Source organism: Rhodothermus marinus, from assembly GCF_009936275.1.
Classification (GTDB): Bacteria; Bacteroidota; Rhodothermia; order Rhodothermales; family Rhodothermaceae; genus Rhodothermus; species Rhodothermus marinus_A.
Window position 1 is genome coordinate 2107404 of sequence record NZ_AP019797.1, and the last position, 25277, is coordinate 2132680.

At 65.0% G+C, this 25277-nt stretch carries 24 protein-coding genes and 1 riboswitch; of the genes, 13 read left to right on the forward strand and 11 right to left on the reverse strand.

Going from position 1 to position 25277, the window contains the following annotated elements:
* The first annotated feature begins 67 nt into the window (after positions 1-67).
* Positions 68-1453: a HAMP domain-containing protein gene (locus GYH26_RS09140; protein ID WP_161541385.1), complete on the forward strand. Its 1386-nt coding sequence runs from the start codon at positions 68-70 to the stop codon at positions 1451-1453.
* Positions 1426-2331 (forward strand): methyl-accepting chemotaxis protein, encoded by a 906-nt coding sequence (locus GYH26_RS09145; RefSeq protein ID WP_161541386.1) that lies wholly within the window; start codon positions 1426-1428, stop codon positions 2329-2331. The genes GYH26_RS09140 and GYH26_RS09145 overlap by 28 nt, the downstream gene beginning before the upstream one ends.
* A 60-nt stretch (positions 2332-2391) precedes the next feature.
* On the opposite strand, the gene GYH26_RS09150 is transcribed toward GYH26_RS09145, so the two are convergent.
* Both GYH26_RS09150 and GYH26_RS09155 read right to left on the reverse strand, forming a co-directional pair.
* Entirely contained in the window at positions 2392-2955 is a 564-nt protein-coding gene (locus GYH26_RS09150; protein ID WP_161541387.1) for a DUF99 family protein, read from the reverse strand.
* Positions 2952-3608, reverse strand: a complete 657-nt coding sequence (locus GYH26_RS09155; RefSeq protein ID WP_161541388.1) for a hypothetical protein — start codon at positions 3606-3608, stop codon at positions 2952-2954. Before GYH26_RS09155 ends, GYH26_RS09150 begins: the two co-directional genes overlap by 4 nt.
* Before the next feature lie 146 nt (positions 3609-3754).
* Between GYH26_RS09155 and GYH26_RS09160 the strand changes: the two genes are divergently transcribed.
* Genes GYH26_RS09160 through dapA form a run of 3 tightly spaced genes read left to right on the forward strand, consistent with a single transcriptional unit; the run spans position 3755 to position 8047 of the window.
* Complete coding sequence (locus tag GYH26_RS09160) at positions 3755-6391, forward strand: bifunctional aspartate kinase/diaminopimelate decarboxylase (RefSeq protein ID WP_161541389.1); 2637 nt, start codon at positions 3755-3757, stop codon at positions 6389-6391.
* On the forward strand, positions 6388-7146 hold the full coding sequence (gene dapB / locus GYH26_RS09165; RefSeq protein ID WP_161541390.1) for a 4-hydroxy-tetrahydrodipicolinate reductase: 759 nt from the start codon (positions 6388-6390) through the stop codon (positions 7144-7146). Before GYH26_RS09160 ends, dapB begins: the two co-directional genes overlap by 4 nt.
* A gap of 4 nt (positions 7147-7150) precedes the next feature.
* Positions 7151-8047, forward strand: coding sequence for a 4-hydroxy-tetrahydrodipicolinate synthase (dapA, locus tag GYH26_RS09170; RefSeq protein WP_012844155.1), 897 nt, complete (start codon positions 7151-7153; stop codon positions 8045-8047).
* Here the strand turns inward: dapA and GYH26_RS09175 are convergent, their stop codons facing one another.
* Complete coding sequence (locus GYH26_RS09175; RefSeq protein ID WP_012844156.1) at positions 8048-8485, reverse strand: DUF2721 domain-containing protein; 438 nt, start codon at positions 8483-8485, stop codon at positions 8048-8050. It lies immediately after the preceding gene.
* Positions 8486-8592: 107 nt separating this feature from the next.
* Here GYH26_RS09175 and GYH26_RS09180 point away from each other — a divergent pair, with 107 nt between their 5' ends.
* The gene (locus GYH26_RS09180) at positions 8593-9447 is read left to right on the forward strand and encodes a 2,3,4,5-tetrahydropyridine-2,6-dicarboxylate N-succinyltransferase (protein ID WP_014066749.1); all 855 of its coding nucleotides are present in this window, start codon (positions 8593-8595) and stop codon (positions 9445-9447) included.
* The gene (gene ppc / locus GYH26_RS09185; protein WP_161541391.1) at positions 9444-12260 is read left to right on the forward strand and encodes a phosphoenolpyruvate carboxylase; all 2817 of its coding nucleotides are present in this window, start codon (positions 9444-9446) and stop codon (positions 12258-12260) included. The genes GYH26_RS09180 and ppc overlap by 4 nt, the downstream gene beginning before the upstream one ends.
* Positions 12261-12319: 59 nt before the next feature.
* Here the strand turns inward: ppc and GYH26_RS09190 are convergent, their stop codons facing one another.
* From GYH26_RS09190 to GYH26_RS09205, 4 genes are all read right to left on the reverse strand, one after another.
* Complete coding sequence (locus GYH26_RS09190) at positions 12320-12436, reverse strand: 30S ribosomal protein THX (RefSeq protein WP_161541392.1); 117 nt, start codon at positions 12434-12436, stop codon at positions 12320-12322.
* Positions 12437-12527: 91 nt separating this feature from the next.
* A complete protein-coding gene (locus tag GYH26_RS09195; RefSeq protein ID WP_161541393.1) occupies positions 12528-14210 on the reverse strand; it encodes an acyl-CoA carboxylase subunit beta in 1683 nt (560 codons plus the stop codon).
* A 106-nt stretch (positions 14211-14316) separates the two neighbouring features.
* The gene (locus GYH26_RS09200) at positions 14317-14508 is read right to left on the reverse strand and encodes a general stress protein CsbD (protein WP_161541394.1); all 192 of its coding nucleotides are present in this window, start codon (positions 14506-14508) and stop codon (positions 14317-14319) included.
* A 72-nt stretch (positions 14509-14580) separates the two neighbouring features.
* Entirely contained in the window at positions 14581-15054 is a 474-nt protein-coding gene (locus GYH26_RS09205) for a hypothetical protein (RefSeq protein WP_161541395.1), read from the reverse strand.
* Positions 15055-15167: 113 nt separating this feature from the next.
* Here GYH26_RS09205 and hemG point away from each other — a divergent pair, with 113 nt between their 5' ends.
* The 6 genes from hemG to GYH26_RS09235 all read left to right on the forward strand — a co-directional run bounded on the left by hemG (position 15168) and on the right by GYH26_RS09235 (position 21230).
* The gene (gene hemG, locus GYH26_RS09210; protein WP_161541396.1) at positions 15168-16577 is read left to right on the forward strand and encodes a protoporphyrinogen oxidase; all 1410 of its coding nucleotides are present in this window, start codon (positions 15168-15170) and stop codon (positions 16575-16577) included.
* Between the two features lie 63 nt (positions 16578-16640).
* Positions 16641-16765, forward strand: a riboswitch (SAM riboswitch).
* A 160-nt stretch (positions 16766-16925) separates the two neighbouring features.
* Positions 16926-18086: a trans-sulfuration enzyme family protein gene (locus GYH26_RS09215; RefSeq protein ID WP_161541397.1), complete on the forward strand. Its 1161-nt coding sequence runs from the start codon at positions 16926-16928 to the stop codon at positions 18084-18086.
* 259 nt (positions 18087-18345) lie between these two features.
* Positions 18346-19161, forward strand: a complete 816-nt coding sequence (cobA, locus tag GYH26_RS09220) for a uroporphyrinogen-III C-methyltransferase (protein WP_161541398.1) — start codon at positions 18346-18348, stop codon at positions 19159-19161.
* Between the two features lie 3 nt (positions 19162-19164).
* Positions 19165-19908 (forward strand): precorrin-2 dehydrogenase/sirohydrochlorin ferrochelatase family protein, encoded by a 744-nt coding sequence (locus GYH26_RS09225; protein WP_054683093.1) that lies wholly within the window; start codon positions 19165-19167, stop codon positions 19906-19908.
* The gene (locus tag GYH26_RS09230; protein WP_161541399.1) at positions 19895-20365 is read left to right on the forward strand and encodes an OsmC family protein; all 471 of its coding nucleotides are present in this window, start codon (positions 19895-19897) and stop codon (positions 20363-20365) included. Before GYH26_RS09225 ends, GYH26_RS09230 begins: the two co-directional genes overlap by 14 nt.
* Positions 20366-20387: 22 nt before the next feature.
* Positions 20388-21230, forward strand: a complete 843-nt coding sequence (locus GYH26_RS09235) for a sulfurtransferase (RefSeq protein WP_161541400.1) — start codon at positions 20388-20390, stop codon at positions 21228-21230.
* An 81-nt stretch (positions 21231-21311) separates the two neighbouring features.
* Here the strand turns inward: GYH26_RS09235 and GYH26_RS09240 are convergent, their stop codons facing one another.
* From GYH26_RS09240 to GYH26_RS09255, 4 genes are all read right to left on the reverse strand, one after another.
* Entirely contained in the window at positions 21312-22067 is a 756-nt protein-coding gene (locus GYH26_RS09240) for a hypothetical protein (RefSeq protein ID WP_161541401.1), read from the reverse strand.
* Positions 22068-22254: 187 nt separating this feature from the next.
* On the reverse strand, positions 22255-22833 hold the full coding sequence (locus GYH26_RS09245) for an acyltransferase (protein WP_161541402.1): 579 nt from the start codon (positions 22831-22833) through the stop codon (positions 22255-22257).
* A complete protein-coding gene (locus GYH26_RS09250) occupies positions 22830-23765 on the reverse strand; it encodes a Gfo/Idh/MocA family protein (RefSeq protein WP_161541403.1) in 936 nt (311 codons plus the stop codon). The genes GYH26_RS09245 and GYH26_RS09250 overlap by 4 nt, the downstream gene beginning before the upstream one ends.
* Positions 23762-25084, reverse strand: a complete 1323-nt coding sequence (locus GYH26_RS09255) for a nucleotide sugar dehydrogenase (protein WP_161541404.1) — start codon at positions 25082-25084, stop codon at positions 23762-23764. Before GYH26_RS09255 ends, GYH26_RS09250 begins: the two co-directional genes overlap by 4 nt.
* Positions 25085-25277: the final 193 nt, after the last annotated feature.

Consider the following 25277-nt stretch of genomic DNA (forward strand, 5'->3'; position numbering starts at 1 on the left):
TATGCCCCCAAAATGCCGATTAGAAGAAAGACACGATCCCGGTAAACCCAAATGCTCGCAACGCCCCATGCGTAACCTGATTACCTGGTTCCAGCAGAAGTCGATCCGCAAACAAATCGTATGGTTTGCGCTGCTGATCACCGTCCCGCCCATGTTGCTCTTCACCGGCGTTGTGTTGTGGAACGTGCATCGTAGCACGAAAAAACAAGTCGAGCAAACCTTTAAACTGCTGGCCGAAACAAAAGACCATGCCATCGAGCAGTTCTATCAGCACGCGCTACAAGACGCACAGGCCATCGCGACCCATCCGGACGTGATCGCCTGGTTCGAATCAGGCGGCCCCTCGCGGCGGACCGGTGTTGTCTACCAGGTGGTACGTCAGCTTCAGGAGGCCAAATGGGGTCGGTATCACCACGTTTTTCTGATTGACCATGAAGGAACGGTCATCCTGAGCCCACCCCATGGTCAGGCCACAACGGCGCACGAAGGGCACTCCATCCGCACTTCTCCCTACTTCAGCCAGGCGCTGCAACAGCCTACACTCACCGACTTTTTCGGCTTTGAAGAAAAAGATCACTATCACCAGTTAGTGCTCTACCCGATTCGTTCAGCGAGTGGTCAGCCACTCGGCCTTGTCGGCATCGAGATCGTCATCCAGCATCTCATCGACTGGATGAATCAGGAGGCCGACCATCTACCGGCCGGCACACGCTTTTTCCTGACCACACTCGAGGGACGCGAAATTGTCCATACCAAACAAGAAACCATACCGTCTTATCCGTACATTGCAGAAAAGCTGGCGTCAAACGGTGAGTTTTTTGGAAGTGTCGGTACCGAAGATGGCGGCCGGGTTATCGCCCACTACCAGAAAGCTGCCAGTGGTCCCTTCGTACTTGCTTTCGAAATCCCGGTCAATACGGCCTATGCCGCCCTTTATAAGCTACTTCTGAGGCTGGCCTTACTGAATTTGCTGGGCCTGGCCTTCGTATTGATCTTTGTGTGGCGTGGTAGCCAGTTGATAAGTCGGCGTATTGAAAACATCGCACATGTTGCCCGCAAACTCCGCGCAGGCGACTGGACGGCGCGCACGCAGGAGCAGGAAAGCGAAAACGAAATCAGCCAGGTAGGCATCGCTCTTGATACGCTGGCCGACGCCGTGGAACAGACCATCTCGCTGCTCGAATCTGAAAAGGCCCAGCAGGCACAGCGGATTCAGGAAGCCGTGGCTCATATCGAAGCACAAAAGCAGGCGCTTGAAACCCACATCGCCTACATGCTGGATCAGATGCAGCATTTTGCCGAAGGCGATCTGACGGTGCGCCTGGTCACCAATGCAGCAGAGGCAGCAACTGCCAATGAAGCACAGGCATTGTTCCGGCAACTGTTTTTGAAGGATTCAATACGGCCGCGCATCACCTGGAGGCCATGCTGGCCGGTGTACGCGAAATCATGAGCGAACTGCTCGAAAACACCTACGACATCCTGCAGGCTACCGAGACGCTGGTGGTTCAGACCAGCCAGCAATCTCAGCAATCCGGCGAAGTAGCCGCGGCTGTCGAAGAAATGGCTCGAACGGCGGAAGCCAATGCCCAGAGCGCCGGTCAGGCCGCCCGTGTGGCTCAGCACAGTCAGGTTACCGCGCAGGAAAGCGAAACCGCCATCGAACAGACGATCGAAAGCATTCACCGCCTGGCCCAGACGCTACGCCAGTCGGTCGAAAGCGTCCGGCAACTGGGCCAGTCAGGCGAGCAAATCGGCCAGATTGTAGCCGTCATCGAGGAAATCGCCAACCAGACCAACCTGCTGGCCCTGAATGCCGCCATCGAGGCGGCCCGCGCTGGCGAGTCGGGACGAGGCTTTGCCGTGGTGGCCGATGAAGTACGCCGCCTGGCCGAACGCACGGCCGAGGCTACGCGTGAAATCACGGACATGATCTCGCGGGTACAACAGGAAACCGAAACGGCCGTGCAGACTATGGAACGCGGCTATGCCGAACTGGAAACCAGCCTCAATCAGGCAGAGGCCATGCGCCAGAAATTCGGCGAGCTGCTGGCCAACGCTCGGGAAACAATGAATCTGGTTACTCAGATCGCCGCAGCCAGCCAGCAACAGGCCAGCACCAGCGATGAAATGGCGCGTAGCGTGGTCCTGATCACGGAAGCCATCGGCGAAATCTCGCGCAGCACGCACAACATCCGGGCACGCTTTGAAAGTCTGAGCCGGCGTCTGGAAGATCTGTCGAAGATCCTCGCCCACTTCCGCTATCATCAATCCGAAGAAGTCCTTGAAACCGGCGGCGATGGCTCCTCCCATGCCGTAACCCGCCTGTAGCTGCCCTCGAAACATCGCTGCAAGGACCAGAGAGCCGCTTCTCAGCGGCTCTCTTTTTTCTCACACCCTTCCCCGCGACTGGCCGCGGACGAGCGCGGCGCCGATCAGATGAGCAATGCGGAGCGGCTCGGGCAGACGCGACTTGTTCAGCGTGGCCTGCACGAGCTGGCGCGCCTCGAAGGCGTCGGCGCCGGCCCAGGCCACGTACAACCCCCGCCCCATGGGTTCGGCCGGCGGCGTGCGCTCCAGAATCGCCAGCCGGTCTTCCAGACCGGCCGCGCGGAGCGCGTCTGCCAGTTCGCTGTCGGCCGTGTCGTGGCGCGTGACGGCCAGCACGGGCAACGCCAGCCGCTCCGAGAGTGCCACCAGGTCCACCACGGCCAGCCCCGCCATCGTGATCCCGCCCAGTACGACGGCCTGCAACGACGGCCGCCAGCGCAGCGACTGAATCCACTCGGCCAGAAAGTCCGTCGCCCCTTCGCCGTCGATCGGAAAGCGCGTGATCGCCACGCCCTCGACGAGCGTCGCGCCCTCCATCATCACCCCCACAATCGGCACGTCGGTGTCCTTTCCCCGCTCGAAGGGGGCATCGTCAATGCCCAGCACGTGGGGTCTGCGCGTCATCGGGCTTCGCGGATGAACCGGTTGTAGAGCGACTCGAAGGCCAGCTGCACGTCGCGATCGTCCAGGTAGATGTTGAACTCCGTCGTCGTCGAGGCCACCTCGACCACGTTGATGTTCTGCAGCGCCAGTTGTTGCAGGAGCTGGTAGAGCAGGCCCGGGGTCTCCAGATACGCCTCCTGGAACTTCACGCCCAGTCCGGCCAGGTTGCGGTACACGCGGCGCGGCGCCACGCTGAGCACCTCGGGCACCAGCTTCAGATGCCGCTGCTCCAGAATGACCGTCACCTCACTGACGCCCTCGGTCAGCGTCAGATACCCCCCTTCCTGCTGCACGCGGCCGAACAGCTCGGCCAGCTCCCGCAGTGTGGTTACCTGTTTGGGCAGCGTCAGCGCACAGAGCCCGCCCTGCACGTTGATTCGGTCGATCCGAAACCGCCGCTGCGGGGCCGGCTGCTGCGCCTCCCAGCGCCGCTGCAGCCGCGACAGACTCATCAGCACGGCTGACGGACGCACCGGCTTGCGCACGCGCGCTTCCACCAGCGGACAGATGAAACGCGCCACCTGGCTTAAATTCAACAACCGATGGTGCAAGCCGAACTGCAGCGCCGGATTGGCCTCGACGATCGCCTGCACCGCCTCGGATACCTTACGCATACGGCAACACGGATTCCTTTTTGTTACAAATATAACAAATTCTGTTGCAACATGATATTTTTCTCGAAAAACTTTCGCAGACCGCCCACTCGTGCCTATCCTACAGCCTACCGACCAGAAGCACCATCGAAAAGCCTCCGACGCACATGGCATCGCCACGCTGGGTTGTGTTGAAATTCGGCGGCACGAGCGTTTCGACGCTGCCGCGCTGGGAAACGATCGCCCGGATCGTACGCGACCGGCTGGCCGAAGGGCTGCGGCCGGTGGTGGTCTGCTCGGCGCTGTCGGGCATCTCGAACGCGCTGGACCGGCTGCTTGCCGAGGCGATGGCCGGTCGCGGCGAAGCGGCTCTGGAAGGCATTCGCAAGCCGCATCTGGAACTGGGTCGGGCCATGGGGCTGGACGCCGAGGCGCTGCTGCGCCCTTACTTTGAAGAGCTGGAGCGCGTCACGCTGGGCGCAGCGCTGCTGCGCGAGGTGACGCCCCGCCTGCAGGCCCGGGTGATGGCCATGGGTGAGCTGATGGCCACCACGCTGGGCGCGGCCTACCTGAACCGGATCGGCCTCGCCACGCAGTGGTGGGACGCCCGCGAGCTGCTGGAAGCCGTCGACGAAGCGCACGGCAACGAAGCCCGGCGCTACCTGTCGGTTACCTGCGACTACCGGCCCGATCCGGCCCTTCAGGAGCGACTGGCCGCCGCCCCGGCCGAGGTCATTCTGACGCAGGGATTCATTGCCCGCAACAGCCGGGGCGAGACCGTCCTGCTCGGCCGCGGCGGCTCGGACACGTCGGCCGCCTACCTGGCCGCCAAACTGCAGGCCGAACGGCTGGAGATCTGGACCGACGTGCCGGGCATGTTCACGGCCAACCCGCGCCAGATTCCCTCGGCCCGCCTGCTCCGCCATCTCGACTACGACGAGGCGCAGGAGCTGGCCACCACGGGCGCCAAGGTGCTGCATCCCCGGTGTCTGGAGCCCGTGCGCGCCTACGGAATCCCCCTGCACGTCAAATGCACGGACCATCCCGAGCTGGAAGGAACGATCGTATCGGCCGATGCACCGGACGTCGGCCCGCGCGTGAAGGCCATCTCCTGCAAGACCGGCATCACGCTCGTGTCGATGGACACCGTCGGGATGTGGCAGCAGGTGGGCTTCCTGGCCGACGTGTTCGGGGTCTTCAAACGGCACGGACTCTCGATCGACCTGATCGCCACCAGCGAGACGAACGTCACGGTCTCGCTCGATCCGCAGGCCAACGCGCTGCAGCCGGCCCAGCTCGAGGCGCTGGTCGAAGACCTCAGCGCGTACTGCCAGGCCCGCGTGATTGCCCCCTGCGCTGTGGTGAGCCTGGTCGGGCGCCACATCCGCGCCCTGCTCGACGAGCTGACGCCCGCCTTCGAGGTCTTTGCCGAACACCACGTGTACCTGATCTCGCAGGCGGCCAGCGACCTGAACTTCAGCTTCGTGGTCGATGAAGACCAGGCCGACCGCCTCGTGCGGCGGCTGCATGCGGAGCTGTTCGGGCGCGTCGAGGCCGATACGCTCTTTGGTCCCACCTGGCGCGAGCTGTTTGCGCCCCGGGCCGAAGCAGAGGTGGCGCGTCCGTGGTGGCACCACCGCCGGCCCGAACTGCTGGCGCTGGCCGAGGCGCAGGCGCCCTGCTACGTGTACGACGAAGGCACGCTGCGCGGTCAGCTCGAAGCGCTGCGCCGCCTGTCTTCGGTCGATCGCATCTTCTACGCGCTCAAGGCAAACGACCATCCGGACGTGCTTCGCGTCTTCTACGAGGCCGGCCTCGGTTTCGAGTGCGTCTCGGCGGGTGAGCTGGAGCACGTGCGCGCGCTCTTTCCCGATCTTGCGCCCGAGCGCCTGCTCTTTACGCCCAACTTCGCCCCGGCCGACGAGTACCGCCGGGGCTTCGAGCTGGGCGCCTTTGTGACGCTCGACAACCTGCATCCGCTGGAAACCTGGCCCGAGCTGTTCCGGGACCGCGCCGTGCTGGTGCGGTTCGATCCGGGCCGGGGCGACGGGCATCACCGCTACGTGCGCACGGCCGGCGCTCAGTCCAAGTTCGGCATTGCGCCCGCGCAGGCCAAACGCCTGCGGGAGCTGGCCGACCGGCTGGGTCTGCGCATCATCGGGCTGCATGCGCACGTGGGGAGCGGCATCCTGCTGCCGGAGACCTGGGCCGAGACGGCGCTCTTCCTGGCCGAACTGGCCGAAACGTACTTCCCCGACGTGCGCTACCTGGACGTGGGCGGTGGCCTGGGCGTCCCTGAACGCACGGGCGCGCCGGGCCTGGACCTGGAGGCCGTCGAAGCCCACCTGCGCCGCTTCAAAGCTGCCCATCCCCGGTTCGAACTCTGGCTGGAGCCGGGTCGCTTCCTGGTGGCCGAAGCCGGCGTGCTGCTGGCCCGCGTCACACAGGTCAAGGAAAAAGGCAGCATGCGCTACGTGGGCGTTGAAACCGGGATGAATTCTCTGATTCGTCCGGCGCTTTACGGGGCCTACCACGAAATTGTCAACCTGACGCGGCTCGACGCACCGGCCACGCAGACGGTCGATGTGGTCGGCCCGATCTGTGAAACGGGCGACGTGCTGGGGCATGGCCGTCGTCTGCCCGACACGCGCGAAGGCGACGTGCTGCTGATCGCGCAGGCAGGTGCTTACGGCGCCGTCATGAGTTCGCACTACAACCGGCGGCCGCCGGCCCGCGAAGTCTTTCTGCCAGCCGGTGCGTCCGTTGGCGTCTCCCCCACCACCGAAAACGCAGCCTCCGTATGAAGCTGGCGCTGGTCGGAACCGGCAACATGGGCCAGGCCATCGAACGCCTGGCCCTGCAGCAGGGCGATGAGATCGTCGCCCGCTTCAACGAGGAGCATCCGCTCCCGGTCAATGGCGACGTGTCGGTCCTGAACGGGGCCGACGTGGTGATGGACTTCACGCTGCCGCACGTCGTGCGGGCGCACATCGACGCCTACTGCCGCTGGCGCGTCCCGGCCGTCATCGGCACCACGGGCTGGTACGATCAGCTCGACGAGGTGCGGCAGCAGGTCGAAGCCAGCGGCGCCACGCTGCTCTATGCCCCGAATTTCTCACTGGGCGTGGCGCTCCTCAAACACGTGCTGCAACAACTGCTGCCGCTGCTGGAGCGCCTGCCCGACTACGACGTGTATATTCATGAAGTCCATCACACCCGCAAAGCCGACAGCCCCAGCGGCACGGCCCTCATGCTGGCCCGCCTGATCGTGGACGGACTCTCGCGCAAGACGCGCATCGAAACCGAAACGCAGCACGGACGCATCGCGCCCGAAGCGCTGCACGTGACCTCGACACGGGCCGGCCAGGTCTTCGGCCGTCACACGATCGGCATCTGCGGTCCCTTTGACGAACTGACCCTCGAACACAACGCCTACAGCCGCGACGGCTTTGCCGCGGGCGCCCTGCAGGCCGCCCGCTGGCTCGTCGGCCGCCGCGGATTCTTTTCGCTCGACGACATGCTGAGCGAATGGCTGCATGCGACAACCAACCGGAGCTGACGCCATGGCTGCGCAACCTGTATTCCGAGGAACGGCGCCCGCCCTCGTGACGCCCTTCACGCGCGACGGCAAGGTGGACGAACCGGCGCTGCGCCGGCTGATCGACCGCCAGATCGAGGGCGGCGTCGATGCGCTCGTGGTACTGGGCACCACCGGCGAAAACGCCACGATCTGGCCCGACGAGCGCCGCCGCATCGTGGAGTTGACGCTGGAGCATGTGAACGGCCGCGTGCCCGTCATCGTGGGCACCGGCAACAACTCGACGAGCGAGAGCCTGGTCTTTTCGCGCGAGGCGGCGCAGGCCGGCGCCGACGGCCTGCTGATCGTGGGCCCCTACTACAACAAGCCCCCGCAGGAAGGCTTCCGCGCCCACGTGGCGGCCATCGCCGAGGCGGTCGATACGCCGATCATCCTCTACAACGTGCCCGGCCGCACCGGCTTCAACATCACGGCCGAGACCACGCTGCGCCTGGCCGAGGAGATTCCGACGGTCGTGGGCATCAAGGAGGCTTCCGGCAACCTGGCCCAGATCACCGACATCCTGGCGCACCGGCCGCCCAAACTGGCCGTCTATGCCGGCGACGACGAAATCACGCTGCCGCTGCTGGCGCTGGGCGCCGACGGCGTGATCTCGGTCGTCTGCAACGCGCTGCCCGAACGCTTCACGGCCCTGGTGCGGGCGGGACTGGCCGGCGACTTCGAGCAGGCACGCAAGCTGCACTTCGAGCTGCTGCCGGCCATGCGGGCGTGCTTCTATGCGACGAACCCGATCCCGATCAAGGCCGTGCTGCACGCCATGGGCCTGATCGAGGACGTGGTGCGGCTGCCGCTCGTGCCGCTCGACGAGGCCACACGCCGCCGCGTGCTCGAAGCGTTCGAGGCGTTCCTGGCGACGGCCTGATCAGCCGGCCTCTTCCAGCTCGAACTGGAGCGCCCGGAGCGAATAGCGAACCTCGAACACGAACAGCACGACGGCCACGCCGACCAGCGCCACGGCCACAAACAGCAGCAGGCTCTTGACGGGTTCGAAGTGCAACGCCCACAGTCCTTCGATCACCGTCAGGAGCACGATCAGACTGCTGGCCAGAATGCTGGTCAGGATCGAGAGAATCGCGTTTTTCATCACATGACAGCGCCGGTAGATGATCTGAATGGAGTGGCTCAGGCGATCCCGTTCGTGCGGGTCTTCCGTCCGGGACCGCTCGGCCATGAGCTGGCGCACGCGGTTGAGGGCGTGGTGGTAGCGATTGATCATGCTGAGCAGGAGCAGCCCGACCCCCGAAATCAACGCAACCGGCGTCAGCGCCGCGCGCAGCACGCCTTCGAATTCTGCCGACATGGCTCGTTCTGGAAAAGGCCGTGGTTGATGGACACCGGCCTTCCTTCTACGAGACGAATCGCCATGTTCCGTCAGTTTCCGAAAATTCCTGCAGTTTACACCGAGCCATGATGTTGACCGACGTCCACGAAAAGCTTCGCCAGCGGATCGAAGTGCTGGCCGCGCAGCCGACCGAGACGCTGGACCTGCGCGCCGCCCGCGAGGCGTTCGAAGAACTGCTCGACGGCCTGAACCGGGGCACGATCCGGGCGGCCACGCCCACCGAAGACGGCCGCTGGATCACCCATGCCTGGGTCAAGCAGGGCATCCTGCTGGGCTTTCGGATCGGGCAACTGGTCGATTACTCGACGGAGCGGTTTCCCTTCTTCGACAAGGACACCTACCCGCTCAAGCCACTTACGCTGGCCGATCGGGTGCGCATCGTACCCGGCGGCTCGTCGATCCGCACGGGCGCCTACCTGGCGCCGGGCGTGGTCTGCATGCCGCCCATGTACGTGAACGTCGGCGCCTATGTGGACGAAGGGACGATGATCGACTCGCACGCGCTGGTCGGAAGCTGTGCACAGATCGGCAAGCGCGTGCACCTGTCGGCCGCCGCGCAGATCGGCGGGGTGCTCGAACCGGTGGGCGCCCGGCCCGTGATCATCGAAGACGACGTGTTCGTGGGCGGTGGCTGCGGCATCTACGAAGGCTGCCTGGTCCGGAAAGGGGCCGTGCTGGCGCCTGGCGTGATCCTGACCGGCTCGACGAAGCTCTACGACCTGGTGCACGAGCGCATCCTGGCCCCGGCACCCGGCGAGCCGCTGGAGGTGCCGCCCTACGCCGTGGTCGTACCCGGCGCCCGCGCCGTCCGCTCGGCCTTTGGCGAGGCGCACGGCCTCTCGCTCTACACCCCGGTCATCGTCAAATACCGCGACGCCCGTACCAACGCTGCCACCGCCCTGGAAGAGAGTCTGCGATGAGCGTGCTTCCTCCTTTGCAGATCGAAATCGAAGGCACCGGCATTTCCCGGCCGCTCAGCGAGCACGTGAACCTGCTCGGCGGCCTGCTGGGACAGGTCATTCAGGAAATGGCCGGTCCCGAAATGCTGGAGCTGGTCGAGACGCTGCGACGCCTGTGCAAGCAGGCGGCCCTGGACAGCCGCCCGGAACTCCGGGAGCAGGCCTACATGCGTATCCACAGCGCCACCTACGACGAACTGCTGTGGCTGCTGCGCGCCTATACGGCCTTTTTCCACCTGGTCAACCAGGCCGAGCAGCAGGAAATCATCCGGATCAACCGGGAACGAGCGCAGCAGAGCACGCCCGAACATCCGCGTCCGGAGTCGATCGATGAGGCCATCCTGGCGCTCAAGCAGCAGGGCCGGACGCTCGACGAAGTGCTGGCGTTGCTGGAGCGGCTGGACATTCAGCCCACGCTGACCGCCCATCCCACCGAAGCACGCCGCCGCAGCATCCTCTACAAGCAGCAGCACATCGCCCGGCTGCTTTCGCAGCAACGCCGCTGCCGGCTCACGCCCGAGGAGCAGGAAGCCCTGCTGGTGGACCTGCACAACCAGATCACGCTGCTGCTGGGCACGGCCGAGGTGCGCGAGGAACGCCCCACCGTCCGGGACGAAGTCGAACAGGGTCTGTACTTCATTCAGAGCACGATCTGGGAGGCAGTGCCCCGCATTCATGAAGACGTGCGCCGGGCGCTGCGCCGCTACTACGGCACCGACGCGGACTTCCGGCCGTTTCTGCGCTACCGCTCCTGGATCGGGAGCGACCGCGACGGCAACCCTTACGTCACGCCGGAAATCACGCGCTGGACGGCCCTGACGCAGCGACGGCTGGTGCTCCAGCGCTACATGGAGGAGCTGCGCCAGCTCCGACGCCGGCTGAGTCTTTCGGATCGCTACGTGCCGCCCCCGGAGGAGCTACGCCGCTCGCTGGCCCGCGACGCCCGGGAAGTATTGCTCCCGCCCCATGTGCTTCGCCAGTTCCGGCACGAGTCGTTCCGACTGAAGATCTCCTACATCATGGGGCGGCTGCACGGGCTGCTCCAGGCGCTGGACGATCCGTCGCAACCTGCGCCCGACTACGACGCCGACGCCTTCGTCGAAGACCTGCGGCTGTTGCAGCGCTGCCTGGAAGCCTGCGGTCTGGAGCGCATTGCGCGGCACGATCAGCTCACGCGTCTGCTGGTGCTGGCCCAGACGTTCGGCTTTCATCTGGTCACGCTCGACGTGCGCCAGCACAGCAGCGTGCACGAAGCCGCCGTGGCCGAGCTGCTCAGGCTGGCCGGGGTCGAGAACGACTACCGGGCCCTGCCCGAGTCGCGCCGCCAGGAGCTGCTGGCCGACGAACTGAGCAATCCGCGGCCGCTGCTGCCGCCGGGGGCCCGGGTGTCGGAAGCCACGCGGCAGGTGCTGGAGACCTTCGCGGTCATCCGCGAGCTGGTGCAGCTCGACCCTCGCCTCGTGGGCAGCTACATCGTGAGCATGACGCACACCGTCAGCGATCTGCTCGAGCCCATGCTGCTGGCCAAAGAAGTCGGGCTCTGGCACTACGAACGCGACCCGCGCACCGGCAGGCCGGGCAACGTGCGCTGCCCCATCGATTTCGTGCCGCTTTTCGAGACGATCGAAGACCTGGAGGCGGCGGCCAGCCGCATGGAAGCCATCCTGAGCCACCCCGTCTACCGGATGCAGGTGGCTGCCCGCGGCGGCTTTCAGGAGATCATGCTGGGCTACTCCGACAGCACGAAAGACGGGGGCTACTGGATGGCCAACTGGGCGCTGCATCGGGCGCAGGAGCAACTGGCCGAAGTGTGCCGCCGCCACGGCGTGGACTTCCGGCTGTTTCACGGACGCGGTGGCACCGTCGGTCGCGGCGGCGGCCGTGCCAACCAGGCTATCCTGGCCATGCCGCCGATCGTCCACAACGGCCGCATTCGCTTCACCGAGCAGGGCGAGGTGATCTCGTTTCGCTATGCGCTGCCCGAGATCGCCCATCGCCACCTGGAGCAGATCGTCAATGCCATGCTCCGCGTGGTCGGCCTCCCGGCCGCTTCCGGAAGCGACGGCACCGATCCAGCCACGCGCAACCGCCTGATGGACGAGCTGGCCGCGCGCTCCATGCGGGCCTACCGGCGCCTGATCGACGCGCCCGACTTCTGGTCGTGGTACACGCGCATCACTCCGATCGAGCAGATCAGCCGCCTGCCCATCGCCTCGCGGCCGGTCTCGCGCAGCAGCGCCCGCGAAGTCGATTTCGAAAGCCTGCGGGCCATCCCCTGGGTCTTCGCCTGGACCCAGGTCCGCTACCTGATTCCGGGCTGGTTCGGGATCGGCCAGGCCCTCGACGAATTGCTCCAGGCCTCGCCCGAGCACCTGGAGACGCTCCGCACCTGGTATCAGTCCTGGCCATTTTTCCGCACCGTACTGCAGAACGCCCAGCGCGAGATGGTCCGCGCCCGCCTGGAAATTGCCGCCTACTACGACCGGCTGCTGGGCGACGGCCCGACGGCATTCCACCAGATGATCGAAGAAGATTTTCAGCGGGCCCGTACGGCCATCCTGCGCATCACCGATCAGGAAGAGCTGCTCGATCACGATCCGATCATCCGCAAATCCGTGCAGCTCCGCAATCCGTACACCGATGTGCTGAACCTGGTGCAGCTCGAACTGATGCGACGCTATCGCCAGGCGCCCGAGGCCGATCGGGAGCCGCTCCGGCGCGCCCTGTTCCTGAGCATCAACGGCATCGCCGCCGCCATGCAGAGCACCGGATAGCACAAAAAAGGGCCGGCGTCGAACCGACCCTGAAAAACAATTCACCGAAAGCCGCAGCATTACTTGGCGGCTGCGGCGGCCTCCTGCTGCTGTTTCTTCTTTTTCTTCGGGCGATATTTGCCGTAGGTGCCGCGCCAGATCTTCCCGCGTCGCGTGCGACGATCTCCTTTGCCCATGAGTCCGTTTCGTTTTCGTTGCGCTACGGTTTCTCACTCAAGCAAAAAGCGCTGGAATATAACACGTGGCGTCCTTTTCGGCAAGTCGCGCTCAGACCTGCAGGACGCCGGGGTTAAACGGCGGAAGGTCGGGGTTATGATCCGCCATCTCGATGCCGAGGCTGATCCAGCGGCGCGTTTCGGCCGGATCGATGATGGCATCGACCCAGAGCCGGGCGGCCGCATAGTAGGCGGAGGTCTGCGCTTCGTAGCGCGACTCGATCTCTTCCAGCAGGCGCTGCTTTTCTTCTTCCGAGAGCGTTTTGCCTTCCCGTTCGTACTTGCCGAGCTGCACCTGCAGCAGCGTCTGCGCCGCCTGCTTGCCGCCCATGACGGCAATGCGGGCCGTCGGCCAGGCCAGCATCAGGCGCGGCTCGTAGGCGCGGCCGCACATCGCGTAGTTGCCGGCGCCGAACGAGTGGCCCACCACCACGGTGAACTTGGGCACGACCGAGTTGGCCACCACGTTGACCAGCTTGGCGCCGTCCTTGATGATGCCGCCGTGCTCGGCCCGCTTGCCCACCATGAAACCCGTCACATCCTGCAGAAACACAATGGGAATGCGTTTCTGGTTGCAGTTCATGACGAAGCGGGCCGCCTTGTCGGCCGAGTCGGAGTAGATAACGCCGCCCACCTGCATTTCGCCCTGGCGGCTGCGGACGACCAGCCGCTGATTGGCCACGATGCCCACGCTCCAGCCGTCGATCCGGGCGTAGCCCGTGATGATGGTCTGACCGTAGCCGGCCTTGTACTCCGTCCAGGAGTCCGCGTCGATGATCCGGGCGATCACTTCGCGCATATCGTAGGGTTGCTGCAGATCGGGCGGCACCAGGCCGTAGAGGTCTTCGGGCGGGAAGGCCGGCGGCCGTGGCGTGCTGCGCGGGAAGCCCGCCCGCGGGCGCGGTCCCAGGTGCGACATCAGGCGTCGGATCGTCTCCAGGCACGCCTCATCGTCGGGCATTTTGTAGTCGGTCACGCCCGAGATTTCCGTGTGCGTGGTGGCCCCGCCCAGCGTTTCGGCATCGACGATCTCGCCGATGGCCGCCCGCACCAGGTAGGGTCCGGCCAGAAACACCGAGCCGGTACCCTGCACGATGAGCGCTTCGTCGCTCATGATGGGCAGGTAGGCCCCGCCGGCCACACAGCTTCCCATGATGGCGGCAATCTGCGGCACCCCGAGGCTCGACAGCCGCGCGTTGTTGAAGAAAATGCGGCCGAAGTGGTCCCGGTCCGGGAAGATCTCGTCCTGCATGGGCAGGTAGACGCCCGCCGAATCGACCAGATAGATGATCGGGATGCGGTTCTGCAGGGCGATCTCCTGCGCCCGGAGGTTTTTCTTGACGGTAATGGGAAACCAGGCACCGGCCTTGACGGTGGCGTCGTTGGCTACGATGATGCACAGGTGGCCGCTCACGCGCCCCAGTCCCATGACGGTCCCGCCGGCCGGACAGCCGCCTTCCTCTTCGTACATGCCGTAGCCCGCCCAGAGCCCCAGCTCCCAGAACTCGTCGGGATCGTCCAGCAGACGGGCGATGCGCTCGCGTGCGGTCAGCTTGCCCCGCTGATGTTCGCGTTCCATGCGCTTCGGGCCACCGCCCTGCCGGATCTGCTCGGCCTGGCGCTGCAATGCTTCGATTAGAGCCCGGTGCTGGGCAATCCAGTGCTGCACGGTGGGTTTATCGGCGGCCAGCAGCGAGCCCAGCCCGGCCGCCACCTGCGTACTGCTTTTTTCCATGTCCAGCGATCAAAAAAGCGCTTCCAAATTGATCTAACTACAGGGTTGCAAGATAAGAACGGTTCCTTCCACCGCAAACGTCGCCTCAGCCACGCCAGGGCGTTCCTTAAAGAATAGCTTCCATCTTCTGGAGGATCTCCTCGCGCGATTCGCCTGTCTTCTCGTGAATGAGCGCGACCATCGTGTGCAGGTCGCCCCGTGCTTTCTGCAGCTCCTGATCGCTGAGAATGTCGCCCCAGATGATCCGAATCTGCTCTTTGGTCCGTTCCCAGCTTTCCTCCATCTGCCTGGTTGCCATAGTACCCTGTTCGTTTTATGATTCTGTTTTTCTTCAAAGAAAACGGGAGGGCGAACAGGGCGGTTCCGAAGTCTATTGCAGCGTGGCCACCAGCGTGTTCCAGTACATGAGCACGAGAATGACCACCCAGAGGAAATGCCCCACGCCCACGGCCATGGCAACGCGCTTGCGCAGGCGTTCGGCCTGCTGGGCATTGGATGCATCGCCGCCAAGTGCCTGCTGCAGCCCGCGCCAGGCCGGCCGCAACAGCCCCCACTGGAGGCCGATCAGCACCAGGAGCAACAGCAGGCTTGTGTGGTAGGGCGGGCCGTACACGGCAAACCCGCCTCCGGTAAACAGAGCGCCCAGGCCAAAAACCAGGGTGGCTACCAGAAACATGCCCATCTGGCGCACCGTGGTTGCTCCTTCTTCGAGCAGCGCCTGCGCCGCCGGTGGCGAAAGGGTCAGCGCACGGCGCGCCTGCGCCGCCAGCCGGAGTCCCAGACCGAACCAGGCGGCCGCCGTCAGAATGTGCAGCAGTACGAAGATGCTTTTCAGAAACAGCATGGCTGATCGTATTTTTCTTCAGAATTTTTGCGACTTTCCCGAAGGGTTCTTCGTTAGCGCTTCGGGCTTTCCTGAAGAAAAGCGTGCCCCGGCAAAAAGGCAAGCCTGCATTTATGGCTTCTGTGGGAATCATCGGAGCCGGCATTGCCGGTCTGACGGCCGCCTATGAGCTGCACCGTCGTGGCCTGGAAGTAACAGTCTTCGAAGCCACCGACCGCATCGGCGGCTTCATCCAGTCGGAGCGGATCGACGGCTTTCTGGTGGAGCTCGGCCCTCAGACGCTCCAGCGCACCTCGGGCGACTTCGAAGAGTTGCTGCGACAGGTGGATCTGGAGGACGCGTGCATTCCGGCCCGACCGGTCGCGGCGAATCGCTTCATCGTGCGGGGTGGCCGGCCGATACCCCTGCCACGCTCGCCGCGCGAACTGCTGCGCACGCCGCTGCTTTCCCCGCGCGCACGTCTGCGCCTGCTGGCCGAGCCGTTCATTCCCCGGGCCCACCGGAGCACCGAGAAAAGCGTGGCCAAGTTTGCGCGGCGTCGGCTGGGACCGGAGGTGCTGGACTACCTGGTGGAGCCCTTTGTGGCCGGCATCTTTGCCGGAGATCCCGAGCAGCTTTCGGTGCGCTACGCCTTTCCCAAGCTGTTCGAACTGGAGCAGCAATACGGCTCGCTTTTCTGGGGCCTGATCCGCGATCGGATGAAGCAGCGGTATCACCCGGCCCCACGCCGCTCGATGTTCTCGTTTGTCGAGGGCCTGCACATGCTGCCCCGGGCACTGGCCGAGCGGCTGCCACCACATGCGATCATTCGCAACGCCGAAGTGCTGGCCATTCGCTGGGATGAGAAAAATCCCTGGACGCTGGCGTTCCGTCAGGGCAGCCATGCCTCGACGCGGTTCTTCGACATTATCATCTGTGCCATACCGCTGCATCGGCTGGCACAGCTCCGGATGCATCCGCCGCTGGAGCGCCGCCCGCTCGGCACCGTTCCACACCCTCCGATCGCACTGGTGGCGCTGGGCTTCCGGCGCGAGCAGGTAGCCCACCCGCTGGACGGCTTCGGGATGCTGGTGCCGGCCGCGGAGCGGGACTTTCAGATTCTGGGCACGCTGTTTTCCTCGTCGCTCTTTCCGGATCGGGCACCCGAAGGCCACGTGCTGCTGACCACGTTCGTCGGCGGCATGCGGCATCCCGAACAGGCATTGTTGCCCGAGGACCGTCTGGAGGCGCTGGTGCTGCAGGATCTGCGCCGGCTGCTGGGCATTTCGGGCGCGCCGGTCTTCCGGCACGTCTGGCGCTGGGAGCGCTCGATTCCCCAGTATCGGCTGGGCTACGATGCGGTTCATGCCTGTGTGCTGGACGTGGAAATGAGCCGATCCGGCCTGTTTCTGGCCGGCAATTATCTGGAGGGCATTTCCGTGATCGACGCGCTGCACTCCGGTCTGAAGGCGGCCCGCGCCGTCATTCAGCACCTGCGCGAAGAAGCGGCCGGTGGCCTGGCCAAGCTGCTCCTGGGAGATTGAGATTGGATCAAGAAATTCCGGCTGGCTTGCCTTCCCTGGCCTGATGCCCGTATCTTTGCGTCAATCTCATCAAGAACGGCTGAGGGAACAGGCCCGATGACGCCGTAGCAACCGGGCATCTCCTGCCGGCAGGGAGGTGCCGTCCGGTGCTAAATCCTGCCCGGAAGGCAGACCGGGAACGATGAGGGACGCCCTGCGTGCCGCGCCGCAGTTCCTCCCGTTTTCGGTCGATACGCTTCCGGGGAAGATGAGAGCAGCTTCTGGCGTTTGCCGGGGTTCTGTACGCTCGGTTCTTGATGAGAGCTATTGCAGGAAGTCGTTTTCATCATCAAGAACCGATCAAGGCCTATGCAGCCACAGACGCGTCTGACGCTGGCCGGTCAGCAGACCGACTCCAGCTACAACAGCATCGTTCTTCCCATTTACCAGTGCGCCACGTTCCGCTTCGAGGATGTCGGGTTGACGAAAGGATACGACTATTCGCGCAGCGGCAACCCGACACGGCGTGCGCTGGAAGAGGTGCTGGCCGACCTGGAGGGCGGCGCCGGCGCCGTAGCCACCACCAGCGGCATGGCGGCCGTTTCGACCGTGCTGGCCATGTTCGACCATGGCATCCATGTGATCTGCGCCCACGATTGCTACGGCGGCACCGAGCGGCTGCTGAGCCTGCTCGCACGACAGAGCAAGCTGGAGGTGTCGTTCGTCGATCTGCGCGACCTGCAGGCCGTCGAGGCGGCCATCCGACCGAACACCCGGATCATCTGGGTGGAAACGCCCTCCAACCCGCTGCTGCGCATTGTCGATCTGGATGCGCTCTGTCGCTTCGCGAAAGCCCACGACCTGCTGGTGGTGGTGGATAACACCTTCCTGTCGCCGCTCCAGCAGCGACCCATGGATTTCGGCGCCGACATCGTCGTTTACTCGACCACGAAGTACCTGAACGGCCACTCCGACGTCATCGGCGGGGCGGTCATCGTCCGCACCGAGGAATTGAACGAGCAGCTGCAGTTCGTGGCGAACGCCCACGGCACCATCGCCGGACCCTTCGATTGCTGGCTCGTGCTGCGCGGGCTGAAGACGCTTCCGGTGCGCATTCGTCAGCACGAGCACAACGCGATGGCCGTGGCGCGCTTCCTGGCGCAGCATCCCAACGTCGAGCAGGTTTTTTATCCGGGCCTGCCTTCGCATGAAGGGCACGAGATCGCGGCGCGCCAGCAGAAGGGGTTCGGCGGCATGGTTTCGTTCACGGTCAAAGGGGGCCTGGAGGCCGTCCACCATATCCTGCGGTCCACGCGGGTGTTCACGCTGGCCGAATCGCTGGGCGGCGTCGAGTCGCTCATCGAGCATCCGGCCACGATGAGCCATGCGTCGATGCGCCCGGAACAACGCGAGGCCGCCGGCATTACGGACAACCTGATCCGCCTGTCGGTCGGCATCGAGGCCACCGACGACCTGATTGCCGACCTGGAACAGGCGCTGGCCTACGAACCGGCCACCGTTGCCGCCTGAAGTTGCGTTCGGCGGATTTCGGTTGTAAATTCCGGCAACCTGTTTTACAAAACGCCCGTGATTCCCATGCAGGTACCCGGCCTTTTCCCCTGTTGCGGTTGTCCGTGTTGTTGCCCGCACACGGGAGGGGCCTGCTGTACCTGTAGCCTCTGTGGTTGAACTGCAGCCGATCGTTCGATACAGCGCCCCTCCCGCCCTGCGGTGAGGGGCTTTTTCGTTGCGCATCCTGAACGTTTTCCTTTTTCCTGCAACTGCAACCATGCTGCATTCCCATAACCGTCCCGTTGAGCGCGGCAAGGTTTACCTGGTCGGCGCCGGTCCGGGCGACCCGGAGCTGATCACCGTGCGGGGGCTGACGCTGCTGCGTCAGGCCGAGGTGGTCGTCTACGACCGGCTGGTGCACCCGGCCCTGCTGGACGAGGTGCCTGCAACGGCCGAGCGCATCTACGTGGGCAAGACGCCCGGCCGCCACGTGCTGCCCCAGGAGGCGATCCAGGAGCTGCTGATCGACCGGGCCCGGCGCAATCTGATCGTCGTGCGCCTGAAGGGCGGCGATCCGTTCGTTTTCGGTCGGGGCGGCGAAGAAGCCCGTGCACTGGCACAGGCCGGCATCCCCTTCGAGGTTGTGCCGGGCGTCACCAGTGCCATCGCCGTGCCTGCCTACGCCGGCATTCCGGTCACCCAGCGCGGCGTGGCCGGCTCGTTTGCCGTCGTGACGGGCCACCGCTGCGACCTGGAGGCGCTCGCGCTGGACTGGTCGGCGCTGGCCCGCGTCGATACGCTCGTGCTGCTGATGGGGCTGCGCCGCCTGCCCGAACTGGTCCGCACGCTCCAGGCGCACGGCCGCGCGCCCGATACGCCCGTGGCCGTCATCAGCAACGGCACCACCGCCGCCCAGCAGTGCGTGCTCGGCACGCTGGCCGACATCGCCGAGCGGGCGGCGCATCTGAGCACACCCGCCACCGTCGTGGTCGGCGAGGTGGCCCGCCTGGCCGACGAGCTGGCCTGGTTCCATCCGGAGCCGACCCCCTCGCCTTTCAGCCTGCATCCCGAAACCCAGCCCTCTGAGCCCTGAGCCATGCGTGTCTATCCGATCTTTCTGAACAACCTGGAAGGACGTCGTTGCGTGGTCTTCGGCGGCACGCACGAGGCCGAGCGCAAGGTGGCCGATCTGCTGGCCTGCGGCGCCGACGTCGTCCTCGTCAGCGAAACGATCACGCCCCGACTGCGGGCATGGGCCGAGGAAGGACGCCTCACCTGGCACGCCCGCTGGTACCGCCCGGGCGACCTGCAGGGTGCCTTCCTGACCATCGTGGCCGTCACCAATCCCGAGGCGACCGAACCCATCTGGCAGGAGGCACAGCGCGAGCGCGTGCTGATCAACGCAATGGACGACGTGCCGCACTGCACTTTCGTGGCCGGCTCGGTCGTGCGTCGCGGCGCGCTGGTAATTGCCATCTCGACCAGCGGGCACGCCCCGGCCCTCTCGGTACGTCTCCGTGAAGAGCTGGAGCAGCGCCTGGGCCCCGAATACGCGCTCTTTCTGGACCTCATGGGCGCACTGCGCCTGCCCATGGCGACGCACTATCCGAACTTTGCCGAGCGCAAAGCCCGCTGGTACGCGCTGGTCGACAGCGACGTGCTCGATCTGCTCCGCGCGCAACGCTTTGCCGAAGCGCGCGCCCGCATTGCCGAGCTGGTCGGCGAAGCGGTGGCCGCCGAGCTGCCGGATCCCGACACCATGGCGCGGCTCTTCGCCCGCTACCAGGAAGAACTCACCCAACCCACCCACCAACCCCAGGATGCCTATGCAGCCCACTGAAGACCTGGTATTTCGCGTCAGCGGCGTGGCCGAAAGTCCGGCCCGCTTTCGGGCCCAGACCCGCCGCTTCACGGTGTTGGTCGACGAGCCCGAAGAGCTGGGCGGCACCGACGAGGCGCCCAATCCCGTGGAGTACGTGCTGATCGGCTTTGGCGGGTGTCTGAACGTGATGGCCCACCTGATCGCCCAGGAGCTGGGCTTTACGATTCGCCGGCTGGAAATCGAACTGAAGGGCACACTGAACCCGGACCGGCTCTTCGGCCGCTCCGACGCCGAACGTGCCGGCTACAAACAGATCGAAGTCCAGCTCCGAGTCGATGCGGATGCCGACGAAGCCACGCTGCAGGAATGGCTGGCCCGCATCAACGACCGCTGCCCGGTCAACGACAACCTGAGCAACCCTACTCCGGTCACGATTTCCGTGACTTCCCTGCAGGAACAGCAACCCGTAACCTGAAAACCAAACACGAGCAACAGCCATGGCACAGACATCCACACGACCCGCCGTTCTGGTGGACACCGAATGGGCCGAGGCGCACCTGAACGATCCCAACGTGCGCTTCGTCGAGGTAGACGTCGACACGTCGGCCTACGAAACGGGCCACCTGCCCGGCGCCGTGGGCTGGAACTGGAAAACGCAGCTTCAGGATCAGCTCACCCGCGACATCATCAAGCAGGCCGACTACGAGGAGCTGTTGAGCCGCTCGGGCATCCGTCCCGAAACGACCGTTGTCCTCTACGGCGACAACAACAACTGGTTTGCCGCCTGGGCCTACTGGCTCATGAAGTACTACGGCCACGAAGACGTGCGCCTGATGGACGGCGGCCGCAAAAAGTGGGTGGCCGAAAACCGTCCGCTGACCACCGAGGTGCCCACCTACGAGCCGACCGGTTACAAAGTCACGCGCATCAACGCGCACCTGCGTGCCTTCCGCGACGACGTGGCCGAACTGATTCGTCAGGAGCGCTTCGCGCTGGTCGATGTGCGTTCGCCTGAGGAATTCCGTGGCGAGATCCTGGCGCCTCCGGGCCTGTCGGAAACGGCCCAGCGCGGTGGCCACATTCCGGGCGCGACGAACATCCCCTGGTCGCAGGCGGTGCGCGAAGACGGCACTTTCAAATCGATCGAAGAATTGCAGGCGCTCTATGCCAGCAAAGGGGTGACGCCCGACAAGCCCGTCATCACCTACTGCCGCATCGGCGAGCGCTCGTCGCACTCCTGGTTCGTGCTGCACGAGCTGCTCGGCTACGAGAACGTCCGGAACTACGACGGCTCCTGGACCGAGTGGGGCAACCTGGTGGGTGCCCCCATCGAGCGCTGAGCCTGCTCCGAGTGGCTGCGCGACACCGGGTGGTGTCCGGTCCGGCGCTCCGGCGCCGCCGGACGCCGCCCGGTTTTCTTTTCAGGCGCGGCCAACCTGCGTGAACAGGTACCGCATGAGCTTGCGCTTGGCCACCGGCAGCACGGTCTGCGCAAACGGAAAGTCCAGATCCGTGGCAAAGAAATAGGTGGCCGGGTTGGGCAACTCACGCCGCTCGGCAATCAGGTCCAGCTTGATGCGTTGCGGCGCCGGATAGACCCCCCGGATCGGAATCTGCTTCAGGTGTACGGTGCGAAGCGTCCGATAGCGCTCCGAGCCACCACTGACCACCGAGAGCTGATACTGCAGCACGTGCAGCAGCCCGCCCCGCTGATCCGGCACGATCAGGTATCCTTCTTCCTGATAGGAAGGCACGATGCCGACGGGCTCCATGTGCAGGTGCTCCTCGACGAACTCGAAAATCGTTCGCCCCTCTTCGATGGCTTCCTGGATGTGGGGCAGTGCCCAGCGGATCAGCTCCTCTACGGCGGCGATCCGGTCGGCATCGAAGGCCGGACGCTCGTAGATGATCCGACAGGCCTCCCAGTCCACCTGGCGCACCTCACCGGGCGCGGCATTTCGAATACCCTCCAGGCCTCGCAGAATGTGTTGCAACTGCTCGAACAACTGAATCAGATCGCTCAGGTAGGGATAGATGACGTTCCGTGAAAACTCCCGGTGTGTCTCCTGCAGGGCGGCCAGGATCTCGTACTGGGCGCGCTCAACGTCCGCTGCACCGCTCAGGAAGTGTTCGAGCCGAAGCCCCTTGCCCGCACCCCGCGCAAACGACCGATCCATAGCACGACAGCGGTTGGTAAAACTTCGCTTTACGGGCAATATCGTCGCATATCGTTGTTTGTAAAGCGACGGTGAAGGGACAGAACAATAACGGCGGGAAAAATGCAAGGTTCTATCGGCTCACCGGTCCAAAAGCCACGATGAACGGTCGCAGCACGCCGTCCAGTTGAAAAAGACTTGAAGTCCTTCAGGGCGTTTCCAGCCGGCGCACGGTCTGCTCGTCCTCCTGCACGTATCGGCGGCCGCACTCCCGACAGGTGGCCTCCCGCCCCTCGAAACAGAGCGGGATCCCGCACTCGCACACCCATCCCACCAGGCGCGCCGGCACCCCCGCCACCAGCCCGTAGTCCGGCACATCCTTCGTCACCACCGCACCGGCCGCCACCAGCGCCCACCGCCCGATCGTCACCCCGCACACAATCGTCGCATTCGCCCCGATCGACGCCCCGTAGCGCACCAGCGTCCGCACATACGACCCCTTCCGCGGAAACGCCGCCCGCGGCGTCCGCACGTTCGTAAACACCATGCTCGGCCCGCAGAACACGTAGTCCTCCAGCTCCACCCCCTCGTAGAGCGACACATTATTCTGAATCTTGCAATGGTCCCCCACCTTCACCCCCCGCGCCACGAACACGTTCTGCCCCAGCGTGCAGTGCGCCCCGATCTCCGCACCGCCCATCACGTGGCTGAAATGCCAGATCCTGGTGCCCTCCCCGATCCGGGCACCTTCATCCACCACGGCCGTCTCGTGCTTCCACCAGCTCATGCCGCCACCAGGCTGTGTCGCTGACCGTTGTGTGCCCGCACCACCTCCAGCCGACGCAACCGATCCACCGTCTCGATCGCCGCCCGCGCCTCCGCAAGCCCGAATCCCGCGCCCCCAAGCGTCCGACGATACACCTCCGTGTGCAACTCCGTAAACCCGCCCGAAAACTCCACCTCCTCCCCGTCGATCCGGATCGACCGGTACGTCCGCTGCCCCTGCGCCCGCAACGCCTCCGGCACATAGCGCGCATCGATCGACAGAAACCACCGCACCCGCGCCCGCTCCAGCTCCAGATACCCCGCCATCGTCGTCGCCGTCCGCACGTGCAACTCCGCCCGCTCCAGACCCCCGAACAACCAGTGCAACAGATCAAAAAAGTGCACCCCGATGTTCATCGCCACCCCACCGCTGAGCTCCTCACGCGCCTTCCAGCTCCTGAGATACCACGGACCCCGACCCGTGATGTAGGTCAGCTCCACGTCCCTGACCGCGCCCTCGCCCAGCAGCCGCTCCCGAAGTGCCGCCAGCGCCGGATGCACCCGAAGCTGCAGCACCGTCCACACCCTGCGCCCCGACCTCGCCTCCAGCTCCGCCAGCCGATCCAGCTCCGACGGCTCCAGAACCAGCGGCTTCTCGCACAAAGCATCGGCCCCCACCCGAAACGCCAGCCGAATGTGCGCCCCGTGCAAAAAGTTCGGCACGCAGATCGACACGTAATCGACCCCCTCGCCCCGATCCCGCAGATCCTCCAAGTGCGCCTCAAAAAGCTCCGGGTGCAGGAAAAACGCCGCCTCCGGAAAGTACCGGTCCAGCACCCCCACCGCGTCCACCACGTCCAGTGCCGCCACCAGATCGCCCCCCACCTCACGGATCGCCTTCAGATGACGCGGCGCAATGTAGCCCGCTGCGCCCGTGAGCGCAAATCGCTTCATAGCAGCACAATCTTTTCGCTTTCAATGCCACGCGTCGCGTAGCGCGTGTCCAGCACCGCACGCGCCTGCTCGACCACCCACCGGTAGTCGATCATGCTGTGGTCCGTCGTGATGATCACCAGATCCGCCGCCGCCACCTCCTCGCGCGTCAGCGGCACGCTCCGGTAGCTCCGCCCCCCGAGCGTCACCTCCGGCACGTACGGATCATGGTAACGCACCGTCACCCCGTCGGCTTCCAGCAGCCGCAGCACCTCCAGCGCCGGACTCTCGCGCCAGTCCTCCAGGTCCCGCTTGTAGGCCACCCCCAGCAGCAGCACCCGCGCCCGCGAAGGTGCCACCCCCAGCCGGTTCAACACCCGGTAGGCCTTCTCCCGCACGAACTCCGGCATCTTCCGGTTGATCTCCCCCGCCAGCGCAATGAAATGCGTGTTGAAGTTCAGCTCCTTCGCCTTCCACTCCAGATAGTGCGGATCGACCGGAATGCAGTGGCCGCCCACGCCCGGTCCCGGCCAGAACGGCATGATTCCGAACGGCTTCGTAAAGGCCGCCTCCAGCACCTCCCACACGTTCAACCCCATCCGGTCGCACAGCAGCGCCAGCTCGTTGACCAGCGCAATGTTCACCGCCCGAAACGTGTTCTCGAAAACCTTCACCAGCTCGGCCGCCTTCGCGCTCGAGACCGGCACCACGTGCTCGATCGTCTGGCTGTAAAAGGCCACGGCCACTTCCAGGCTCTCCGGCCCCACGCCGCCCACCACCTTCGAGGTGTTCTTCGTCGTGTAGCGCTGGTTGCCCGGATCGACCCGCTCGGGCGAGTGCGCCAGGAAAAAGTCCCGCTCGACCTTCAACCCGCTCTCGCCCTCCAGAATCGGAAGCATCACCTCCTCGGTCGTGCCTGGATAGGTCGTCGACTCCAGACTGATGAGCTGGCCCGGGCGCAACCGCCGCCCGATCTCGTGCGTGACGCGCTCGACGTACTGCAGGTCCGGCGTCAGGTTCTTCGTCAGCGGCGTGGGCACGCAGATGACCACCACGTCCATCTCCGGCACGCGCCCGAAGTCGGTCTCGGCCACGATCCGACCTTCGGCCACCAGACGCCGCAGCTCCTCGTCGCGCACGTCCCGGATGTAGTTCTCTCCGCGGCTAATCTTCTCGGCCCGGCGGGGATTCTGCTCAATGCCGATGACGCGGTAGCCCACCTTGGCCTTCTCCACGGCAAAGGGCAAGCCCACGTAGCCCAGCCCCACCACGCCCACCACCGCCTCCTTCGTCCGAATCCGCTCCAGCAGCGTGGCTTTATCGACCACCAGCGATTCCATAGGATCTCAGCTCTGTTTGCAAAACACCGCCCCGGACACTTATCAGAACCTGTGCCGAAGCGGTGTTGTGAAGATACAATCTGAGGTAGCAGTGGAACCATAAAAAAGAGGCCCGGTGCCCACCCCAAAAGCACCGGGCCTGCGCGCCTCATCCACCGAGGGAACCTGCGTTCAGGGACGGCTGCTGGCGCCG

Coding starts and splice junctions, on each gene's coding strand:
- GYH26_RS09140 (WP_161541385.1), top strand. CDS start 68: ATGCGTAACCTGATTACCTGGTTCCAGCAGAAGTCGATCCGCAAACAA.
- ppc (WP_161541391.1), top strand. CDS start 9,444: ATGAGCGTGCTTCCTCCTTTGCAGATCGAAATCGAAGGCACCGGCATT.
- GYH26_RS09230 (WP_161541399.1), top strand. CDS start 19,895: ATGCAGCCCACTGAAGACCTGGTATTTCGCGTCAGCGGCGTGGCCGAA.
- GYH26_RS09190 (WP_161541392.1), bottom strand. CDS start 12,436: ATGGGCAAAGGAGATCGTCGCACGCGACGCGGGAAGATCTGGCGCGGC.
- GYH26_RS09215 (WP_161541397.1), top strand. CDS start 16,926: ATGCAGCCACAGACGCGTCTGACGCTGGCCGGTCAGCAGACCGACTCC.
- GYH26_RS09160 (WP_161541389.1), top strand. CDS start 3,755: ATGGCATCGCCACGCTGGGTTGTGTTGAAATTCGGCGGCACGAGCGTT.
- GYH26_RS09155 (WP_161541388.1), bottom strand. CDS start 3,608: ATGCGTAAGGTATCCGAGGCGGTGCAGGCGATCGTCGAGGCCAATCCG.
- GYH26_RS09145 (WP_161541386.1), top strand. CDS start 1,426: ATGCTGGCCGGTGTACGCGAAATCATGAGCGAACTGCTCGAAAACACC.
- GYH26_RS09150 (WP_161541387.1), bottom strand. CDS start 2,955: ATGACGCGCAGACCCCACGTGCTGGGCATTGACGATGCCCCCTTCGAG.
- GYH26_RS09205 (WP_161541395.1), bottom strand. CDS start 15,054: ATGCTGTTTCTGAAAAGCATCTTCGTACTGCTGCACATTCTGACGGCG.
- GYH26_RS09235 (WP_161541400.1), top strand. CDS start 20,388: ATGGCACAGACATCCACACGACCCGCCGTTCTGGTGGACACCGAATGG.
- GYH26_RS09225 (WP_054683093.1), top strand. CDS start 19,165: ATGCGTGTCTATCCGATCTTTCTGAACAACCTGGAAGGACGTCGTTGC.
- dapA (WP_012844155.1), top strand. CDS start 7,151: ATGGCTGCGCAACCTGTATTCCGAGGAACGGCGCCCGCCCTCGTGACG.
- GYH26_RS09245 (WP_161541402.1), bottom strand. CDS start 22,833: ATGAGCTGGTGGAAGCACGAGACGGCCGTGGTGGATGAAGGTGCCCGG.
- dapB (WP_161541390.1), top strand. CDS start 6,388: ATGAAGCTGGCGCTGGTCGGAACCGGCAACATGGGCCAGGCCATCGAA.
- GYH26_RS09240 (WP_161541401.1), bottom strand. CDS start 22,067: ATGGATCGGTCGTTTGCGCGGGGTGCGGGCAAGGGGCTTCGGCTCGAA.
- GYH26_RS09180 (WP_014066749.1), top strand. CDS start 8,593: ATGATGTTGACCGACGTCCACGAAAAGCTTCGCCAGCGGATCGAAGTG.
- cobA (WP_161541398.1), top strand. CDS start 18,346: ATGCTGCATTCCCATAACCGTCCCGTTGAGCGCGGCAAGGTTTACCTG.
- GYH26_RS09175 (WP_012844156.1), bottom strand. CDS start 8,485: ATGTCGGCAGAATTCGAAGGCGTGCTGCGCGCGGCGCTGACGCCGGTT.
- GYH26_RS09200 (WP_161541394.1), bottom strand. CDS start 14,508: ATGGCAACCAGGCAGATGGAGGAAAGCTGGGAACGGACCAAAGAGCAG.
- hemG (WP_161541396.1), top strand. CDS start 15,168: ATGGCTTCTGTGGGAATCATCGGAGCCGGCATTGCCGGTCTGACGGCC.
- GYH26_RS09195 (WP_161541393.1), bottom strand. CDS start 14,210: ATGGAAAAAAGCAGTACGCAGGTGGCGGCCGGGCTGGGCTCGCTGCTG.
- GYH26_RS09250 (WP_161541403.1), bottom strand. CDS start 23,765: ATGAAGCGATTTGCGCTCACGGGCGCAGCGGGCTACATTGCGCCGCGT.
- GYH26_RS09255 (WP_161541404.1), bottom strand. CDS start 25,084: ATGGAATCGCTGGTGGTCGATAAAGCCACGCTGCTGGAGCGGATTCGG.